The sequence below is a fragment of the Pseudomonas sp. C7.1 genome (genome assembly GCF_056312395.1).
Genome location: NZ_JBWDTL010000003.1, coordinates 806,047 through 823,924, shown reverse-complemented (window position 1 = coordinate 823,924; position 17,878 = coordinate 806,047). Strand labels below are relative to the sequence as shown.

The 17,878-nt window shown below is 58.6% G+C and carries 19 protein-coding genes and 1 pseudogene; 10 read left to right on the top strand and 10 right to left on the bottom strand.

What is annotated here, in order from left to right:
• Window positions 1-70 precede the first annotated feature (70 nt).
• The 5 genes from AC0T4W_RS07145 to AC0T4W_RS07125 form a co-directional block, all read right to left on the bottom strand.
• A complete protein-coding gene (locus AC0T4W_RS07145) occupies window positions 71-1,285 on the bottom strand; it encodes an IS110 family RNA-guided transposase (RefSeq protein WP_476316702.1) in 1,215 nt (404 codons plus the stop codon).
• 296 nt (window positions 1,286-1,581) lie between these two features.
• Window positions 1,582-1,821 (bottom strand): anti-sigma factor family protein, encoded by a 240-nt coding sequence (locus AC0T4W_RS07140; RefSeq protein ID WP_476317947.1) that lies wholly within the window; start codon window positions 1,819-1,821, stop codon window positions 1,582-1,584.
• 65 nt (window positions 1,822-1,886) lie between these two features.
• Window positions 1,887-2,357 carry an arsenate reductase ArsC gene (locus AC0T4W_RS07135; protein ID WP_476317944.1) on the bottom strand — a complete coding sequence of 157 codons (471 nt, stop codon included), beginning with the start codon at window positions 2,355-2,357 and terminating at the stop codon, window positions 1,887-1,889.
• A 30-nt stretch (window positions 2,358-2,387) separates the two neighbouring features.
• Window positions 2,388-3,155 (bottom strand): DUF6969 family protein, encoded by a 768-nt coding sequence (locus AC0T4W_RS07130; protein ID WP_476317941.1) that lies wholly within the window; start codon window positions 3,153-3,155, stop codon window positions 2,388-2,390.
• 55 nt (window positions 3,156-3,210) lie between these two features.
• Complete coding sequence (locus AC0T4W_RS07125; protein ID WP_476317938.1) at window positions 3,211-3,927, bottom strand: hypothetical protein; 717 nt, start codon at window positions 3,925-3,927, stop codon at window positions 3,211-3,213.
• Window positions 3,928-4,843: 916 nt separating this feature from the next.
• Between AC0T4W_RS07125 and AC0T4W_RS07120 the strand changes: the two genes are divergently transcribed.
• The 5 genes from AC0T4W_RS07120 (at window position 4,844) to AC0T4W_RS07100 (ending at window position 7,842) form a co-directional block, all read left to right on the top strand.
• Complete coding sequence (locus AC0T4W_RS07120; protein ID WP_476317935.1) at window positions 4,844-5,449, top strand: RNA polymerase sigma factor; 606 nt, start codon at window positions 4,844-4,846, stop codon at window positions 5,447-5,449.
• Window positions 5,443-5,670 (top strand): anti-sigma factor, encoded by a 228-nt coding sequence (locus AC0T4W_RS07115; RefSeq protein ID WP_476317932.1) that lies wholly within the window; start codon window positions 5,443-5,445, stop codon window positions 5,668-5,670. Before AC0T4W_RS07120 ends, AC0T4W_RS07115 begins: the two co-directional genes overlap by 7 nt.
• Window positions 5,671-5,856: 186 nt before the next feature.
• Window positions 5,857-6,450, top strand: coding sequence for a TIGR04282 family arsenosugar biosynthesis glycosyltransferase (locus tag AC0T4W_RS07110; RefSeq protein ID WP_476317929.1), 594 nt, complete (start codon window positions 5,857-5,859; stop codon window positions 6,448-6,450).
• A 100-nt stretch (window positions 6,451-6,550) separates the two neighbouring features.
• Entirely contained in the window at window positions 6,551-7,432 is an 882-nt protein-coding gene (locus AC0T4W_RS07105) for a patatin-like phospholipase family protein (protein ID WP_476317927.1), read from the top strand.
• 53 nt (window positions 7,433-7,485) lie between these two features.
• Entirely contained in the window at window positions 7,486-7,842 is a 357-nt protein-coding gene (locus tag AC0T4W_RS07100; protein ID WP_476317924.1) for a hypothetical protein, read from the top strand.
• A gap of 336 nt (window positions 7,843-8,178) precedes the next feature.
• On the opposite strand, the gene AC0T4W_RS07095 is transcribed toward AC0T4W_RS07100, so the two are convergent.
• The gene (locus AC0T4W_RS07095) at window positions 8,179-8,523 is read right to left on the bottom strand and encodes a hypothetical protein (protein WP_476317921.1); all 345 of its coding nucleotides are present in this window, start codon (window positions 8,521-8,523) and stop codon (window positions 8,179-8,181) included.
• A gap of 189 nt (window positions 8,524-8,712) precedes the next feature.
• Here AC0T4W_RS07095 and AC0T4W_RS07090 point away from each other — a divergent pair, with 189 nt between their 5' ends.
• Window positions 8,713-9,468, top strand: a complete 756-nt coding sequence (locus AC0T4W_RS07090) for a transglutaminase-like cysteine peptidase (protein WP_476317919.1) — start codon at window positions 8,713-8,715, stop codon at window positions 9,466-9,468.
• Between the two features lie 226 nt (window positions 9,469-9,694).
• On the opposite strand, the pseudogene AC0T4W_RS07085 reads toward AC0T4W_RS07090, so the two are convergent.
• Window positions 9,695-10,036 (bottom strand): annotated as a pseudogene (locus AC0T4W_RS07085) (transposase); the annotation flags it as partial.
• A 301-nt stretch (window positions 10,037-10,337) separates the two neighbouring features.
• Between AC0T4W_RS07085 and AC0T4W_RS07080 the strand changes: the two are divergent.
• The 4 genes from AC0T4W_RS07080 to AC0T4W_RS07065 are packed head-to-tail and all read left to right on the top strand — an operon-like array spanning window position 10,338 to window position 14,202.
• On the top strand, window positions 10,338-11,372 hold the full coding sequence (locus tag AC0T4W_RS07080; protein WP_476317916.1) for an ABC transporter substrate-binding protein: 1,035 nt from the start codon (window positions 10,338-10,340) through the stop codon (window positions 11,370-11,372).
• Complete coding sequence (locus AC0T4W_RS07075; protein ID WP_476317913.1) at window positions 11,373-12,179, top strand: ABC transporter permease; 807 nt, start codon at window positions 11,373-11,375, stop codon at window positions 12,177-12,179.
• The gene (locus tag AC0T4W_RS07070) at window positions 12,176-12,964 is read left to right on the top strand and encodes an ABC transporter ATP-binding protein (RefSeq protein ID WP_476317910.1); all 789 of its coding nucleotides are present in this window, start codon (window positions 12,176-12,178) and stop codon (window positions 12,962-12,964) included. The genes AC0T4W_RS07075 and AC0T4W_RS07070 overlap by 4 nt, the downstream gene beginning before the upstream one ends.
• A complete protein-coding gene (locus AC0T4W_RS07065; protein WP_476317908.1) occupies window positions 12,961-14,202 on the top strand; it encodes an NnrS family protein in 1,242 nt (413 codons plus the stop codon). The genes AC0T4W_RS07070 and AC0T4W_RS07065 overlap by 4 nt, the downstream gene beginning before the upstream one ends.
• A gap of 9 nt (window positions 14,203-14,211) precedes the next feature.
• On the opposite strand, the gene AC0T4W_RS07060 is transcribed toward AC0T4W_RS07065, so the two are convergent.
• From AC0T4W_RS07060 to AC0T4W_RS07050, 3 genes are all read right to left on the bottom strand, one after another.
• Complete coding sequence (locus tag AC0T4W_RS07060) at window positions 14,212-14,994, bottom strand: Crp/Fnr family transcriptional regulator (protein WP_476317905.1); 783 nt, start codon at window positions 14,992-14,994, stop codon at window positions 14,212-14,214.
• Between the two features lie 249 nt (window positions 14,995-15,243).
• A complete protein-coding gene (locus tag AC0T4W_RS07055) occupies window positions 15,244-16,722 on the bottom strand; it encodes a surface lipoprotein assembly modifier (protein ID WP_476317902.1) in 1,479 nt (492 codons plus the stop codon).
• A 155-nt stretch (window positions 16,723-16,877) separates the two neighbouring features.
• The gene (locus AC0T4W_RS07050; RefSeq protein WP_476317899.1) at window positions 16,878-17,819 is read right to left on the bottom strand and encodes a HupA family protein; all 942 of its coding nucleotides are present in this window, start codon (window positions 17,817-17,819) and stop codon (window positions 16,878-16,880) included.
• Window positions 17,820-17,878: the final 59 nt, after the last annotated feature.

Genomic DNA, 17,878 nt, shown 5'->3' with positions numbered 1-17,878 from the left:
CGTGAAAGAATCCATCTGACAGACGAGCGCGAACCTGCCGGACACCAGCAAAAAAACACTCGGGGGTGGTTTAGCTCGGCAGGTAGCCGAACTTCTCCAGTGCCCTGAGCCAGCGAGCTGAATTGCGTTTGACCGACAAGGCTTCATAGTCCAGGGCGCTGTCCCGGTAGTGTTCGCGCCGCTTGAGCATGTAGTAGACGGTACGTAGCAGTTTGTGAGCCAAGGCGATGATCGCGCGCTTGTAGCCACGTCGAATCACCAGTGCCTGGAACTTGGTTTTGAATACCGATGCAGTGCGGCTGGCCGAGTGCGAGAATTCGCATAACAACCGCCGCACATGAGCATTGCCCTTACGTATCTTTCCAGGTTTGTGTTTACCTGCAGACTCGTTGTTGCCTGGACAGATGCCCACCCAGGAGGCTAATCGATCAGCGCTACCAAAGGCGTCCATGTCACTGCCGATCTCAACGATGAGTAGCGCCGCGCCGATCAAGTCAACGCCGGGCAGGGTCTGCAAAAGAGACAGGGCATTGCGCTCGCTATCGAGTTCGCTGAGCAGGCGGGCTTCGAAACGGGAAATCCGCGCTTCAAGCTCTTCAATGTGCTGCATCAACTCGTCGAGCACAAAACAGTGGCTGGCCGTCGGTTCTCCTTGCAGCGCCTCGAACAGCTCTTCACGGCTGGCCTTCAGGCGGCGCGTGGCGAACTTGAGCACTTCGTGTACGGGCTGACCCGCAATGATCGCCTTGACCATGGCCCGCGCAGAACGCCCATGCAGGTCGCTCACCACGACGCCGAGACGCACCCCGCTGTCGCTCAACACCTTGTGCAAGCGGTTCTTCTCCGAGGCCAACTGGCTGACCAGCTTCTGCCGCTGCCTGGCAATCAGGCGCAACTCGCGCAGCTTGGCCGGCGGCACAAACGAGCCACGCAAGAGCCCAGCGCGCGCCAGGATCGCCAGCCAGTGAGCATCGGCTATGTCCGTTTTGCGCCCAGGTACATTTTTGACATGCCGAGCATTGACCACCTTGGCCCTGATACCCACCGCTTCCAGGGCCGCATAGGGGCTCTTCCAGTAAACGCCGGTGCTCTCCATCACCACATCGTCCGGCTGCAGAGCCGCTACCCACTCGGCCAGCGCCCGACGATCACGCTTGAACGCGCCAAACTGACGGTGCTCGACTGTGATGCGACCATCCGTCTCTTCAATCACCGCGCAGGCAGTGATCTGGGCCTGATGCACATCCAGTCCAACCACACGTTTATAAAGGGCAATCAATTCCATACCCCACCCCTCTGCTGTCTACACTCAAGATCGGGAAGGTGGCGGTGATCGAACTGAATGAGCCTGAAGGGAACAAGTCCCCAACGGCCTATTTAGCGTTCGCTCTCGAAAGAGGCAATCCGGGGTACGAGTCAGTTCGCTGGATCATGTTAACGACGGGGTGTCTCCGCCAAAAAAACTAGCGACCTCTCACCGCCACCTTCCCTATCTATAGCTCTCTTTCATCATCAGGGGTGGCGGGGCTGCCATGACTGTTAACGCAGTATTGCCAACGCAGGTAGTTTTTCAACGGCCTGCTAAGCCTTGCGCTCACCGAGGGCCTGCTTAATGTTCTCCAGCGTAGCTTCGACTTGGGTATTGTCCGCTTCAGCTGCCAACTGCTGCAGAACCGCTGAGGTTAATGCCAGTTGTTTGATGTACAGCCGACAGTTCTTGCATTGGCGCAAGTGAACGAAGACAGCAATGCGTTGCTTAAGGCTCAACTGCCTATCGATGACATCCGAACCTAGCTGTGCCATTTCCCGACAAGTCATCATGCTGCAGACTCCTGGGTGATTGAGGGGGCCGCAGCCAGTGGCTTAAGGCAACGCTGCGAATCCGCTCAGCTATTGCCAATAGACACCAATGCTGCCCCCAGTTGCTGCGCGTCCAGTTGCTGCAGTGGTAGGTCTAGGAAGCTGTCAATGCGCTGCACAATGCTGGTTACTGTCGCATCGAAAACAGCATCAATGTCTTCTTGGACTCCACCCTGTATGGCAGGGTCCGGCAGGCCCCAATGTGCTTTGATCGCACTGCCAAAGTATGCCGGGCATGGCTGCGCAGCAGCATTGCCACAGAGGGTAATGACCAAATCGGGCTGCAGGTTTTCATGCACTCGCTGGGATTTACTGTGCAATCCACTTTGCGCGATACCAGCACGCTGCAGCGCCCTTAGGCTTTGCGGATGCACCCAACCACTGGGCTTACTGCCGGCACTGAATGCGTGCATGCCGTCTGGGGCCAGGTGATTGAAAATGGCTTCGGCCAGAATACTGCGACAACTGTTGGCGGTGCAGAGAAACAGGATATTCATCGTCTACTCGAATATTGCTCAAAGTTGAAGTCAGGTAACGTCAATGTCTTGTGCTTGGGTCAAAGCCGCAACCCAGTCATTGATTGAAATCGGCAAATAACCGGTGATCTCAAGCCCACGGTCCTCAAACACATCCTGGGCCGGATGTGCTTCACGCCAGGCGTCTATGACCCGATCCCGATGCTCGATCAACGCTTGGACATGCGGCCTGAACAGTTGCAGCAACGCCGTGAGCCACAGATTGGCTGGCCAGGACGGATAAGCGTGATCAATCACGAAGCTCGGTAACAGTTCCTTGACCGCTTCGGCGGGATACCAGGTTTCGCCGGTAACCCAGCGATTGCAAGCAAACAGCCCAATAGGCTGACCCCAAGCATCCATAGACACGGCAATCAGGTGGGCAATAGCCTCATCGCCACTCGGCCAAGGTTCACTCCCGGCAGGAGCAGCCAGCGGTTGCAACGTGCCAGGGATGCCCTGGCCACGAATAAAGGTGTGGAAGTGACCATGCTCAACGCCACCCTCGCGGTGGGCGTGATAGTAGTACTGTGCGTGACTGTCGCGGTCGAACACATCACCGTCCGGGTAATGGTTCATCTCATAGAACCCATCGTGGCCCTTGAGTAGTTCACCCACCACATTAAGGCCAGCCTTAGACAAAGCATGCTGGCAGCGTGCCTCCTCCTGCGCTGCCAGCAACAGACTCGAACGCTCATCGCGCCCTAATTCATTTGCCTTGGGCAGCTCAACAGTGAACTCCGGCATGACGCTTTCGAGAGCCTGTAACGCTGAATTCATTAAAACCTCCTAAAAGGCCGGGCTGGCGCTCACCATCCCGGTCAATGCGCGTTACTTACTTCGCAGCACAAGGCGCACATTTGGCGGCACAAGGGTTCTTGGCCGCGCAAGGATTTTTTGCCGCACAGGGATTGGCCGCACAAGGGTTAGGCTTGAAGCTGGTTTGCAGTGTTGCCGTATAGGCAGTAAGCGCCGCCAATTCCTTCGATTGCCAATCAAGCGCCTTGGTTGCCATGGGGGCAACCATGCAGATCTGCACCATTTCATCGAGGAAGACTTGAGACATGCCGAACTGGTTCTTCGCCATGGCCACTTCATGGGGAAACGCCTTGGCAAAACCGGCTTGAAACAGGTTGCCACCCTGATGACAGGTCTCACAAGACAAGCCGTTACTGCTCAACTTGGGGTCTTTGTAGAGCTTCCCACCATAGGCGATGAGATCCGCTTGCTTGCCTTGATAGGGCTTGTAATTAGCCGGACGCTTAACGGACTTGAGCGCACAGGGGTTGATTTTCGCCGCGCAGGGATTGGCCGCACAGGGGGCTCCCGCAGCGCAAGGATTCTTCGCCGCGCACGGATTTTTCGCCGCACAAGGGTTCTTGGCTGCACATGGATTAAGGCTGCTCGGAGCGCACTTCCCTGCACAGGGGTTACAGGGGTTGGCCGCCATGGCCTGGCCTGATAGTGCCATGGTTAAAACCGTGGCAGAAACCATGGCGGCAAGCGGCCGGTGAGCGTGTAGTGGAGCAAGATCGGGGCATAGATAGCGCATGCTGTCGTCCTCTGTCCGTTTAAATACGGCAAATGATGGATACCTCTATGGGCATCGCGCTGACACACGGCTCTGTTCACCTACCGAATAAAGCCTAGCCACGTCGCCGACAGGCCAAACAACCGAGCGTGGCATGCGTCTTTAAATGCCCAACAGAACTAAGAAGCAAATCATCCAAAGTTGTTACAAATAAGGCGATCTGCTGGCAGGGCCAACCCGCTCTCACGCGGGGGTAGGCCATGACCGAGGCCTGGACTGCCAGCTATCTCGTCTCAGCGATTACTGCGCCTTGGCCGCACAGGGATTCTTGGCGGCGCAAGGGTTCTTGGCGGCACACGGATTTTTCGCCGCGCACGGATTCTTGGCTGCACAGGGATTTTTTGCCGCGCACGGATTGGCAGCGCAAGGATTAGCCGCGCAGGGATTCAGTGCTGCGGGGGCACACTTGGCGGCACAGGGTGCACACGGATTTGCAGCCAGCACCGGGCCGGCCAACGCTACGCTCAATGCCCCGGCGCACAGCATGGCAGCCAGTGGACGACGAGCAGGAGTATTGGTTTTTTTGTTCAGTTGCTGGGACATGTCGATTCCTCAAGGTCTTGTAGGTATGAGTCGGGCAGTTCGCTACTGCCCAATCCCACGAGCACCGCATTGACCGAGCCTATTGATCATAAGCAGTTCAACGCTTGCCCTTCTCAGAGAGGGTAGCCGACATTTTGTTACACCCCCGCCCGGCACAACGCCTGTGGATATTCAGCTTGCCAACATCTTCAACTATCCTCTCGCTGCGTAACGCTGCGAGAGGATAGTTAACGCAAGCGCACGGGCTGTAACAAACACAGCAATTGCGCTTCTAAGAAGCTGCACTGGAGATGCCAGCAAGACTTGTATTAAGAAACTACCAAGGGACAAGCGAATGGATGATGAGCAGGAACTGATCAGACGACTACGCAAAGGCGACAGCACAGCCCTTGAGACCGTCATCAAGCTGCACCATGCCTTTCTGGTCGCCATGGCCATGCCGTTGGTAGGCCCTGAGTCGGCCGATGATGTCGCCCAGGAAACCTGGCTGAAAGCCTTTGCGGCCATCAGTAAGTTCGAGGGGCGCGCCAAACTGCGCACCTGGCTGGCACGAATCGCCATCAACGAAGCCCATGCTATGAGGCGCAAACGCGGACGTGAAATATCCTTGGATGGCTGGGGTCTCGACTCAGGCTCGCCCATCAGCTCGCGCTTCAGTGAACAGGGCGCGTGGGACGCGCCGCCCAGCCAATGGCACCATGACACCCCTGAGGCGTTACTCACCGAAGCCGAGTTGCATGAGTGCATCCGCAAACACCTGCATAAGCTGCCCGGCGACCAACAAAGCGTGGTGATGATGCGCGAACTAGGCGGCCTGGATTACGACGAAATCGCTCAAGCGCTGGAGTTAGCCGAAGGCAATATCCGCGTACTGCTACACCGAGGACGGCAGCGCATGCATGCCATGCTCAACCACTTTGAGGAGGTAGGCACATGCTGACCTGCCGAGAAATGTCGGAGCTGGGCTCCGCGATTATTGAGGGCGACTTACGCTTAAGCACCCGCTGGGCGGTGTTTATGCACCTGCGTATGTGCTCGCGCTGCACGCTTTACATCAAGCAGCTCAAGCTGACTTCTGAGGTGCTCCAGCAATTGCCCCTTACCGATAAGACCGTAGACGCCCAAGCCATTCTTAAGCAGCTCAACAACCCCGATCAATAGCGCGTGCTGTAACAAAACTGCGGAACCCTGCTCTTAGGTGGACACGCTTTGCAGGCAATGCCAACGCGCAGGCAGAACAGGAGCACAGGCTTGACGCAAACCCAATCTTGCAGGCGGGAGCCTACCTCGAACACATGCCTGGTTTTGCTTTGTAAGCGACCCGCACTGGGACACTCAAAGCAACGTTTGGCCGCGCAAGTGGGCCAGGCACAGGCATTGCTGTTTGCCCAGATTCTGCTCGATTGCGCCCTGGAAGACCTCAATCACTGGCCAGGGCTCAAGGTGCTCTCACCGGATCAGCCACAACTCCTGGACTGGGGGCAGGCTATCTGTCCAGAAGCCCTGTGCCTGCCACAGCAAGATGGCAATCTGGGCCAGCGCTTGAACGATCTGGATAGCCGACTACGCACACTAGGCCAGCGGCGTTTGATCTTTATTGGCAGCGACTGCCCAACCTTGGCAGCGCAGCATTACTTTGAAGTAGACAGGTTGCTTGCTGAGTACGACACCGTGCTACTCAAGGCCCGAGATGGTGGCGTCGTACTCATGGCCTCGAACCGCCCTTGGCCGCAATTGAGCGACCTGCCCTGGAGTACCGAGCACCTGGGCCAGGCGCTGGCTGACAGCTGCAGCCGCGCTGGGCACTCGCTGATAGTGGCTGGCGAGCTGTTCGACATCGACAATCTACAAGATTTAGCGCTGCTGGCTGACAGTCTTCAGGATGATCTGCGCCCAGCACGGCAGCGTTTGTGCGATGCCCTGCACAGACTTCATTGTTAAGCGACCCACAACACGCGCCTGCCAGTGAAGAAGCGCTTGAAGTCGAGTTCATGGACTATGACTGGTCCCTCGACCAGTCCGGGTAAGGGAGCAAAAACGAATGAGTGACAAAACTGCCGTAGTGCTCGCGGGTGGTGGCAGCCTGGGGGCTGTGCAAGTCGGTATGTTGCAAGCCTTGGTCGAGGCGCAGCTGGATACCGATCTGGTCATAGGGGCATCAGTAGGTGCCATCAACGGCGCCTATTTCGCCAGCAACCCGAGCAGCGCTGGTGTCGCGAAACTGGCCGACATTTGGTGCAGTCTGGGCCAACGAGACATCTTCCCCTTCTCCCTACTCAGCGCGGCCGAATCCCTATTGCGCCGACGCGGGCATATTCTCAGCAATGCAGGTCTGCGCAAGATGATTCTGGCGGCCCTTCCGGTCAGTAACCTGGAGGACTGCATGCTCCCTCTGCATGTGGTCACCACCGATCTGCTCAGTGGCGCCGAAGTGCTGCAGTCGCGCGGCGATTTGCTTAACGCCTTACTGGCCAGTGCAGCCATTCCCCTGGTTTATCCCGCGATTGAAATAGACGGCCGCCTATTAATTGACGGTGGCGTGGCCAGCAATACGCCAATCGCCAGCGCAGTGGCTCTTGGCGCTACGCGCATTCTGGTATTGCCCACCGGCTTTGGCTGCGCGTGCAAGGCACCACCCAAAGGTTTGGTTGCACTGGCGCTGCATACCCTCAACCTGATGAGCATGCGTCAGCTGGTACGCGACATCGAATTACACGCAATGCACGCACAGATCCACGTGGCCGCACCACTATGCCCCTTGGGAGTTTCAGTCTTCGACTTTACCCAGACCCGTAGCCTGATCGAGCGTGCCTATTTACAGACGCAGGCCTGGCTGGCGTCAGGCGGGCTGCAAGAGACCGGAGTTCCCGACTCGCTGCGCGCCCATTCACATCACGAAATGCACCTTGGAGATATGCCGTGAATGCCTTTATCACCATCCATCAACGCCTCTGGCAATCGTTTCGGCGCCTACCCATGTGGGTACAAATTTGGATGGCAGGCTTCCTGGTGCCCGCTAATTTGCTCAGCCTCGGGCTGCTGCAGTACCCCAGTGCCCGCATAGTGGCGATAGCCGCTTTGCTGGCATTGGGCAGCAATATGCTGCTGTTGTACCGCTACGCAGGCTTCAACCGTTTGATGGCCGTGCCCCACCTGCTTGTGTGGGGCCCCCTGCAAGTCATGCTGCTGGGCTACCTAGTCACCACCGCATCGACGGCAAGCATTTATGAAGTCATGTACGTCAGCCTGGTGCTGAGCGTGAATGGCATCAGCCTGTGCTTCGACCTGCTCGATACCTGGCGCTGGCTTCAGGGTGGCCGCGAAGTGTTTTGAAGCCTTACGCCGGAGTCTTGCCACGCGCCTGCACAGCACTGAACGCCGACACCGCAAATGGCATCAGGTAATTAAGCAGACCATGTTGAAGAGACAACTCGGCGCTGCCCCAGAGCGCATCACCCTGGTTGATAAGGGAACGAATCTCCGATCCCGAAGCGTAAAATGCAACAGCATCAAGCCCTCAGTGAATGGCTAGCAGCGCGCTAGGAAAACCCAATAAGGGCGTCGATAAACGCGTCAGTTTAAACTGACTGGTTGGCACATCCCTGTGCCCTAGGTAGGCGACACCGGCTTGGTTGGCATCTCCCCCATGTGTACTCAACACACTCAGTATCAGTGTGGGCTGCCATACAGTTCCCGATCCCGCTGGATCGGTGATTTGAAGCTTGGAGCGGGTTTGCGATCTACTTGCTGTTCAACCGCTGCATCACCGGCTGCAGTGGGTTGCTCTTCGATCAGCTGAACAAACCGCTGACCATCGTCAACGGCCGAACGCTGGCTGGCCAGTGCCTGCAAGCGTTGTCGCTGGAGCATAAGCCGCTCACTGCCGCCCTCCGCCAGGAGTAATTGTGGTCCCTGGGTGAACCAGAGAGTACTGACTTCTTCGGCCTGAACCGAAGTTACGTGGGGACCTATCAGCAGCGCGGTCAGCGCGGTCATACCAACTAGCGATTTCATGATGTCATCCTCCAAAGATGTCTTACACCATTCAGACGGTTGACCCAGTGCTTTGTTACAACCGTCCGCCCACGGCAATTGCAACCCCCGGAACCGACGAATGAGCCTTGCTCCATCAAAGCCCCACGCTTTATGGTGCGAATAACGGTTGACCTCATACTCTCAACGCGAGTTTGAAAGGAGCGCGGCTTGGTAAGGTTTTATGTCCTCACCCTATTTTTTCTCGGCCAGCACCGACATGCGTTTGCCGGCATCCTGCTAGGTAGCAGCGTGCTGATGGGAGCGGCTCATGCCACGCCTCTACCGCCGAAAAAACTCACCGAGCACGCACACCAACGCCTACAAGACTGGAAACTGCTGATCGCGCAGAGCACTCCGCTAAATGATGCGGACAAGCTGCAGCGGGTGAATGAGTTCTTCAATAGCCACATCCGCTACGGCGAAGATCAGGATATATGGGGGCAAGCAGATTATTGGGCGTCGCCGCAAGAGACCCTCATGCAGGGTGCCGGCGACTGCGAGGACTTCGCCCTCGCCAAGTATTTCACCCTGAGATTACTCGGTATTCCCGAGCAGCATTTGCGCCTGGTTTACACGACCGTCTCCTCGACCAAACAGGCTCATATGATCCTGGGCTTTTGGCCGGACCTTACAGGCGCCCCCCTGTTGCTGGATAACCTAAACCCTACAATTCTGCCAATCATGCAGCGCTCGGATCTGAACATGCAGTTTGCCTTCGGTGACACTCATTTATATCGATTCGAGCAAAGCAAGCTGCAAGCAGTAGGCAAGACCGAACTACTACCTCATTGGACGGCATTCTTAGCCAAACTGGAAGGTGAGGGCTTTATTCTGGCAAGTTGCAACCCGGCCTGCCTATTGCCTCCACTGTTGCCTCCACTGTTGCCCCACGCGCCTCAGCAATATGTGCGCAACGACCATTAAGGCTCACAGGTGGCGCTGATACTATGATCGCGGCCGCCGATTTTAGCCCGGATGTTTCATAAAAACGACAAGATCAAAGGTTAAACGAACTCGTCTCTATTTATGAAATCCGGGCTAGGAGCCTGTCGGACTTAACCTGCACAGGAATGACAGAGCGAGTTCAGGGTGTTTTTGGTACGTGGCCGCTCTGTGCAGCGATATGAGTCAGGTTCTCGCTTCCTGGGTTCATCTCGCGCGCCAGCATCAGCACCTGGACTAACAGCAATTCAATCTGCTGCAGGAAACGCCGACCGAACGTGACCAGGGTGTCGTGATCGGGGTGGGTGTTGGCCGCCACATAACGGAACGCGACCGAGTCATAGGTCGCGCGTTCGATCTTGCGGCTGGAGTGAACGCCATTAGCGTGGCCGCAGATCAGCAGCTCCAGGAGCACGCTCGGATGGTGGGCGGCTGAACCCCGGCCAGCATACTGGCCGGTCAGCTCGTTCAGATCGAGTTGCTCGATGGCCTCGACCACGAACCGCGCCAAGTGATCCGCCGGCAACCATTCGCTCACCGAAGGCGGCAGTCAATGCGCAGTGCCTAGGTCAGCAAGCACAAAACGGCTCATCAGCGGGCTCTCGATTACAGAGCCCTGGTTGTCGCGAATACTTGCAGCGCAAGGAAGAGTCCGAAAGTCCGACAGGCTCCCAGCACGCATGGCCCCGTCTGCTGAGGCCTAGCAATCGATCCGGCCGCCTGCTCCCATCAATAATGAATAGTACACCCAGCTTGATAATTATCATTCTCAGTTAAAGGCCTGGTGAATATACTCGCTCGCTCTGGATCCCAACAATCAGGGCCCGCATGGCCGCCACGTGGATTGCCAAGTGACATCGACCAATACCACCCGTTTCAAGCGCCTCATCATGCTGCTGACAATACTCGTATTGCCTTTGGGGCCATGCCTATCGGTGATGGCAGATACGCAAACTACAGTACGGCCACGACTGGTGCTGGCAGGCCCACCCGCCTCGGTTTCGTATCCGCTGATACATATGCTGGAAAGCGGAGCCCTGAGCGACCAGGCACAAAACATCGAGTTCGTTCTCTGGAGCAACCCCGATCAGTTGCGCGCACTGGTGATCGGCAAGCAGGCCGACTTCATCGCGGCCCCTACCAATGTAGCAGCCAATCTGTACAACCGGGGCGCCGACATCACCCTGCTCAACGTATCCACTTGGGGCTCATTGTGGATGGTGTCACGTAACCCGAATATGAAAACGCTGGCCGACTTCAAGGGCCTGGAAGTGGCGATTCCCTTCCGCGCTGATATGCCGGATATCGTATTTAGTTTTCTCGTCGAACAGCAGGGGTTGGATCCGAGCAGAGATTTCAACTTGCGCTATGCCTCTACGCCACTGGACGCTTTGCAACTCCTGATCACGCGTCAGGTCGATCATGCCTTGCTGGCCGAGCCCGCTATTTCCATGGCACTACGCAAGACCAATTCCTTTCCCATATCGCTGATCGCCCCAGAGCTATTCCGCAGCGTGGACCTGCAAGAACAGTGGGGCAGCCTGCGCAGTAGCGAGGCCCGCATTCCTCAGGCCGGACTGGCAGCGCTAGGAGCTGCACGCCTTGATCAGCACATGACTCAGCGTATCGAGAAGGCCTACGCGCAATCCAGCGATTGGTGTTTCGAGCATCCTCAGGAATGCGGCGAGATGGTCGCCCGGCATATCGGCCTGCTCAGCCCTGAAGCAGTCACCGACTCTCTCCAGGTGCTGCCCCGCTATCACTTGAGCGCGGTCCGGGCCCGCCCTGAGCTGGAAGCATTCTTCCAAATCCTGCTTCAGCGCCAGCCTGCCAACGTGGGCGGCAAACTGCCGGATGCCGGTTTCTATGGCGGCGCACCCAACTAAATGCGCAGCCTACCCAAAGCTATATTCGAAAGCTTACTGTCCCTCCTGAGCTACCTCTGGAGTGGCTGGGGTGCCCTGGCAAGCCTGCTGCTGTTCTGTGCAGCATGGGAGTTTGCGGCGCAGGTCTATGGTGCCCTGCTGCTGCCAGGCCCACTGGCAACGCTGGAGCAACTTTCGGCCATGATCGGAGATGGCACCGCCCTTCCGCAATTGAGCATTTCCGCTCGTCGCACCTTTTATGGGCTAAGCGCCGCTCTGCTTGCCGGTAGTTTGCTGGGGCTGCTGGCCGGCCGTTCGCTGACGGCGGCCATGCTTTCGCGCCCCCTGGTCACACTGCTGCTGGGCATGCCCCCAATCGCCTGGCTGGTGCTGGCCATGCTCTGGTTCGGCATGGGTGATGCGACTCCCGTATTCACCGTATTCATCGCCTGCTTCCCCATCGTATTCGCCGCTGCCATGCAAGGCGCCCGTACGCTGGACAATCAATTGCAAAAGGTCGCGCGAGCCTACCGACTGCCTAGGCGTATGCTCCTTACCGACCTGTACGTTCCCCATGTCACCTCCTACCTGTTCCCCGCATGGGTCACGGCACTCGGCACCTCGTGGAAGGTGGTGGTGATGGCCGAACTACTAAGCACAACGGATGGCGTCGGGGCAGCCTTGGCGGTTTCTCGCGCACAACTGGATACCGCCAGCTCGCTCGCCTGGATTCTCGCTGTACTAGCACTGTTGCTGGGCACTGAATACCTGCTCCTCGAACCACTCAAGCGGCGAGTCGAACGCTGGCGCACGGTGGAGGAACAATGAACGCCCTGCACATTCGTCATCTCTATCACCGATATGGCCCGACCGAGGTCCTGGCCGACGTGGGGCTCGATCTCTACGCAGGCGAAACCCTGGCCTTGATAGGCCCCTCCGGATGCGGCAAAAGCACATTACTGCAAGTGATCGCCGGTTTGATCAGCCCCTCGGAAATCGTCATGCAGTGCGACTTCCGAGGGATAAGCTGCGTGTTCCAGCAGCCCAGCTTGATGCCCTGGATGAATGCCAGAGACAATATTGCCCTCGGTCTTAAGGCCCTCGGCGTACCCAAGGCTGCGCGCCGCAAGCAGGCAGAGATTTTTGCAGCTCGTCTTGGGCTGGCAGAGGGCGATCTGCACAAGTACCCACATGAGCTTTCGGGTGGCATGCAAAGCCGAGTCGCCCTCGGCCGCGCCCTGGCGCTATCGCCCGATCTGCTGCTGCTCGACGAACCCTTCTCGTCACTTGACGTCGGTCTGAAACTGGAACTTTACGCCCTGCTCCGCGAGCAGCTCATGCAACGCAGCAGCGCGGTCCTGCTGATCACCCACGACCTCATGGAAGCCGTGCGCCTGGCGGATCGCGTCCTGCTGATGGTGCCCAACCCAGGGCGCCTGGTGCATGAATTTGTCATGGCCCTACCGCAGAACGAACGCACGGAGGCCTGGATCTATAAGACAACCGGGGAGCTGATGGAAACCCAAGAAATGCGCATTGGCTTCGGCCTGAGCCAGGGAACACTGGCACCGGTCGTCACCCGCCATGGAACGCATACAGGCTGCCAGATATGAATCGGCTTGCGCCTGTGTTGATGTGTGGCTTCCGTCCCTTTTTCCTTCTGACCGCCGCTAGCGCCGTACTCTTCATGCTGGTCTGGCTGTTATTCCTGAATGGCTGGCTACCAGCCTGGAACCCGCCTGGTGGCATTATTCTTTGGCACGCCCATGAGCTAATGTTCGGCTTCATTTCTGCGGCCACTGCGGGCTTCGTCCTGACCGCAATCCCGGAGTTCACCCGAACGAGCGGCATCGGTTACAAGGCGCTGCTCCCCCTGCTCTGGCTATGGCTGCTGGCCCGCCTGGTTTACCTGCTGTCAGCGCTTTGGCCTCCAGCACTAGGACTTTGGCCCGCAGCTCTTTGCAACCTGGCCTTCTGGCTGCTTCTGCTTCGCCTGCTCGCTCCACGGCTGTGGAACGATCCGGGCCGCCAGCACCTGAGTTTCGCCTGGGTCATAACCTGCCTGAGCCTGCTGCAATTGGGGTTCTTCATCGCGCAATTCACCGCTGCCGATGCGCTGGCCTGGACCCGAGCAGCGATTGGCGCCGTGATGATACTGATCGTGATCGCCACCAGCCGCATCTCCATGAGTGTGGTCAACGGTCGTATCGAAGAGGGCCGTCCCGGCGCCCCTGCACCAACGGACAGCTACCTGGCTCGCCCGCCACGCCGCTATCTGGCGATTTTCTGCATTGCCATCTGCAGTGCGAGTGAATTCGCCCTGGGCCACAACAGCGTCACCGGCTGGGTTGCTTTGGCTGCCGCTGTAGCCATGCTCAACCTGCTCAACGACTGGCATGTGGGCCGAGCACTCTTCAGCCGCTGGGCTCTGATGCTCTACGCCAGCTACTGGCTGATCGCACTGGGTTACGCCAGCATGGGCGCGGCCTGGCTCGGCGCGCCGTTCAGTCCGTCGACCGGGCAGCACCTGTTGACTAGCGGGGCCGCTGCGCTGGCGATTTTCACCATCATGGCCCTGGCCGGTCGTATCCATGCAGGGCTCTGGCTGGACAGGCGGCCCTGGCTTCCGCTCTGCGCCATGTTGTTGGTCACCGCCTCCCTGCTCCGGGCGCTAGCAGGTATGCCTCTGGCGGCAAGTGCGGCCATGCCTATCCTGAGCTTGTCCGGCCTGCTATGGACGTTCTGTTTTGCCACCTTCCTCTACTACACCTGGACCACCCTCAGCGGCCCACGCGAAGATGGCCTGGAAGACTGCTCTGAACCCCAGGCGAGAAATGGCGGAGGTTGCTGAGCGGCTTGCTCAGCCTTTTCCCAAGGCCTGTTTGGCGTAGTTGCAACAGTCAAATAAGCTGTTGCCCAGGTGTGTCGTAGGCTCCCCGCGCTGAGAGCCGATTTCCGGCGTGGGCAAGTCGACGGAATGACAAAGACCTTCGATGTCCAGCAGTACCAGTTCTGGATTGCGCCCGCCCACAAAGCCCGCACTGCGAAAGGCACTCAGCTGGCGCGAAAATGTTTCCGGCGTGATGTTCAGCTGACGGGCCAGCACGCCGTGGCTGGCCGGCAGCACCAGCCACGCGCTGCGCTGCTGCATGTACAGATCCATCAGATAAACCACCAGTCGCTGGGCCGAGTTGCCGATGGTCAACAGGTCGATACGGTTGAGCGACTGGGAAATTCGCACGGCCATGCCTTCCAGCATCGCGATACTGAAGTCCGGCGAGGCCCGGCACAGCTCCAGCAAACGCTCCCGGGGCAATCGATAAACAGTGGAGTCAACGCTGGCCTGCGCCGACAGTGGATAACAACAAGGCTCGACAAACATGACAGTTTCCGCCAGGAGATCGCCGGCCGCCATGCTGCGAAAGATCTTATGGTCGCCCTTATAGCTGGGCCGGTACAGCATCACGCTGCCCTCTTCGACGAGGAAAAAATAAGCCGCTTTGTCACCCATGTGAAACAGATGCTGGCCGCTTTCCAGCTTGACCAACGATACGCCTTCGAGAAGGAATTGCAGCCCTTCCATGCCAACCTTGGAAAACACCGGTGAGCGGGTAAGCAAGTGGATCAGACTTTTCGCCTTCATGGCATATTTATAGCGCACGATAAGCGAGAGGGCGTGTGCAGCTCCGCCCAGGGCAGCCGTTGCCGCCGGAGCAAGCCATCAGCAACCCCATCGCCCTCGTGCAACCCTCCAGTTAATGAGAAACATTATCAAAAAACAATGCTACTCCATTCCCCAGCGTTTTGAAGCTGATAATTGTCATGACAACGTTGAGATCCTCTGCCCAACCCCACTGCCCCGCCAGCACCGTCAATGCGCTCGGCCGGCACCTTAAAAATCCCGGCGTAGCATCAGGCTCAGCTCCGTCTGCTTGAAGCCGAACGCCCAATCCAGGTTGCTGTGGTTGATGCTGTGGCGCAGGCGCAGCTCGGGGCTGATGCCGGCAATCGACCAGCCCTTGGCGCCCGTGCCGAGGATATAGACCTGCTGGCGGTCTTCGCGACGCGCACCGAGAAAGCCGTCATAGGCCTCGTTCTTCGCCTCGCGGTAGATCGCCAGGGCATTGACGAACAGCCCCGCGCTGCCGGCAAAGGCATGGTAATAGCCCGCGCGCAGCGCCCATTCACGGCTGCTGGCGACGTCCTCAACATAGCGTTTGCGCGTCAGGTCGAGCCCACCGTAAAGGCTGCTGTGGCTGTTGGGTGAAAAGCTCGCCGACAGCCCCCACTGGAACTGTTCGTAGTCGGCGCCCAGGCGTTCGCCACGGTCGCTGTAGCGATAACGTTTGGCCTCCAGGCTGCTACCCAGCTGCCAGCGCTGATCGAGGGCGCGACTGCCCTCCAGCCGCAAGCCGTGGGCCAGGTATTCGCCATGGCCGTTGCGGTAGAAGTGCTCGAGGGTGGGGCTCAGTGCCAGGCTGTTGCGCGCATCCAGGTACTGGTAGCCCAGCTGCAGCATCGCCAGGTTAGTGCTGTAGTCTTGCAGGCTGGCGGTGCTGTTGGGGTTTTCCCGCTGGTAGAAGGTGCCGTAGCTGAGCGGGCGGATCTGCAGGTTATGGTTGCCGCCCAGATTGACCCGCCGCTGCAGGGCCAGCTCGTAATTGGTCAGCGACGAGCCGATGGTCTCCGGCATCTGCCGCTCAAACAGGCAAATCCCGGCAAACTGGCTCAGGCAGCTGTAGTGGCCGTTGCCCTGGTTGATATTGTCGTTATAGCCCCAGCCGAGGGCCGCGCTACCGTGCCAGTCGGCGCGCAGGGCCATGGCCTGCTGGTACTGCTGCACCAGCAGCTGCACCTCGGGCGGCAGGCCGGCATCCAGCGCCCTGGCAAAGCTCGCCTGGGCGCGCTGCTCCTGGTAATCCTCGAACAACAGGCGCGACAGCTCCAGCAGGATGCGCGCATCCTGCGGCTCCTGCTCGCTGGCCTGTTGCATGCGTTGCAAGGCCTGCGGGTAATCGCCGGCAAAGCGCGCCAACAGGCTGTCCGCCATATTCGCCAGCGCTGGGCGGTGCCCCGGTAACTCGCGGTAACGGGCGACAAAATCCGGTAGCTGGGTCCATTGCTGGGTGTTGATGGCCACGTAGATGGCCGGTGTGAGCGCCTCCAGGGTGCTTGGCACTTCGTAACGCTGGCCCTCGTATAACAGCGTGCCGGACGGCGGCGCCAGCTCGCCTTCGGCCTGGGTTTTCTGTTCGATGCTGCGACGGGTCTGGTCCTGTAAGAAGCGCGTATCGTCGTCATCGGCCCAGGCGCCAGGCACGACAAGACCCGCCAGAGACAGCAGCCAAGCGGCTGTGCGGCGACAAGACATAAGCAATTTCCACATTCAATGTGCGTACATTAGAATGAAGGCCGGCGAACCGGCCTCCACAGGTACCCTCCCAAGCGCTACCGAACGAGACTCCCGCCGGCAACGCCCTGTTTGACGCTCTTCACTGGTAGCCGCCAGTGGAGAGTGGTCAAACCTTACGGCGTGATGGTGCCGCCGATCTTGCTGCCGCCGAAGGCGACGTCATCAGCAACGCCAGCACCCGACTTGTGGATACCGGCCAGGGCTTGCGCGCCGTTATAGAAGCGGCCATTGATATCTTCACTGCTACCACTACCACGGGTGAAACGACCGTCGTTGTGGATAGTCGTGTTCGCAAAACTCAGGGTATCGGTTCCACGGCTGATAGACCCGGTCAAGCTATTGGTACCCGAGCCGTAGTTGGCCGTCAGCGTACCCTTGTACAGGTTCGGGTTATCCGGCGTACCACCTGCGGCCGTGCCCACCCCATTGATACCGATCACACCATAGGTGGCATTGATCGCTGTTGGCATGTTGGCGGCAGTCACTGCATTGTCGCCCACATACCAGACGGTACGGCCGGCACTGCCCATATTCAGGTCGGTGCTATAGGTCGGAGGAGTGCCGGCAGCGCGCGGTGCCCACTCGCCAAAGTACACACCACTGCCCACCGCCAGGGGCGCGCCGCTGGCATTGGCCACCTGGCCGATCACCAAACCACCAAACTGCGGGGCGAACGACAGGGTGGTGATCTGCCGCACGCTGTTGATGGCAAATTGGGCGCTGCCGTTGCTGGCGGAAGCCTTCCACACCTGGGCGATATTGATCGGCAGGGGGAACATTCCCATATCGGCTGGCTTCAGGATGGTGCCATTGCCACGCGCGGCAATCGCCTTGTTCGAGCCCTTGATCGGGCCGTCGGCCAGATCGATACGGCTGCCCGCACCGTTTAGCGCCACGCCGGAATTGCCTTTAGCGAACATGAAGTGGTTCGACGCGCCCACGGCCACACCGGTTGTTGGATTGGAGCTGTTCCCTTGTACGTTCGGAGAAGCCGCCAATGCCGCGCCGCTACCTGCCAACGCCATAATAGCCAGGGCCAATGTTGATTTTTTCATTTTTACATCCTCTTGATTGAGAGTGAACAATCGCGTGTTTTTCCAAAAAACGCGCAAAA

Bases quoted from the DNA above. Each gene is read 5' to 3' on its own strand.
- AC0T4W_RS07120 (WP_476317935.1), top strand. From the start codon at position 4,844: ATGGATGATGAGCAGGAACTGATCAGACGACTACGCAAAGGCGACAGC.
- AC0T4W_RS07115 (WP_476317932.1), top strand. From the start codon at position 5,443: ATGCTGACCTGCCGAGAAATGTCGGAGCTGGGCTCCGCGATTATTGAG.
- AC0T4W_RS07130 (WP_476317941.1), bottom strand. From the start codon at position 3,155: ATGAATTCAGCGTTACAGGCTCTCGAAAGCGTCATGCCGGAGTTCACT.
- AC0T4W_RS07135 (WP_476317944.1), bottom strand. From the start codon at position 2,357: ATGAATATCCTGTTTCTCTGCACCGCCAACAGTTGTCGCAGTATTCTG.
- AC0T4W_RS07125 (WP_476317938.1), bottom strand. From the start codon at position 3,927: ATGCGCTATCTATGCCCCGATCTTGCTCCACTACACGCTCACCGGCCG.
- AC0T4W_RS07055 (WP_476317902.1), bottom strand. From the start codon at position 16,722: ATGTCTTGTCGCCGCACAGCCGCTTGGCTGCTGTCTCTGGCGGGTCTT.
- AC0T4W_RS07070 (WP_476317910.1), top strand. From the start codon at position 12,176: ATGAACGCCCTGCACATTCGTCATCTCTATCACCGATATGGCCCGACC.
- AC0T4W_RS07105 (WP_476317927.1), top strand. From the start codon at position 6,551: ATGAGTGACAAAACTGCCGTAGTGCTCGCGGGTGGTGGCAGCCTGGGG.
- AC0T4W_RS07145 (WP_476316702.1), bottom strand. From the start codon at position 1,285: ATGGAATTGATTGCCCTTTATAAACGTGTGGTTGGACTGGATGTGCAT.
- AC0T4W_RS07060 (WP_476317905.1), bottom strand. From the start codon at position 14,994: ATGAAGGCGAAAAGTCTGATCCACTTGCTTACCCGCTCACCGGTGTTT.
- AC0T4W_RS07050 (WP_476317899.1), bottom strand. From the start codon at position 17,819: ATGAAAAAATCAACATTGGCCCTGGCTATTATGGCGTTGGCAGGTAGC.
- AC0T4W_RS07065 (WP_476317908.1), top strand. From the start codon at position 12,961: ATGAATCGGCTTGCGCCTGTGTTGATGTGTGGCTTCCGTCCCTTTTTC.
- AC0T4W_RS07100 (WP_476317924.1), top strand. From the start codon at position 7,486: ATGTGGGTACAAATTTGGATGGCAGGCTTCCTGGTGCCCGCTAATTTG.
- AC0T4W_RS07075 (WP_476317913.1), top strand. From the start codon at position 11,373: ATGCGCAGCCTACCCAAAGCTATATTCGAAAGCTTACTGTCCCTCCTG.
- AC0T4W_RS07140 (WP_476317947.1), bottom strand. From the start codon at position 1,821: ATGATGACTTGTCGGGAAATGGCACAGCTAGGTTCGGATGTCATCGAT.
- AC0T4W_RS07095 (WP_476317921.1), bottom strand. From the start codon at position 8,523: ATGAAATCGCTAGTTGGTATGACCGCGCTGACCGCGCTGCTGATAGGT.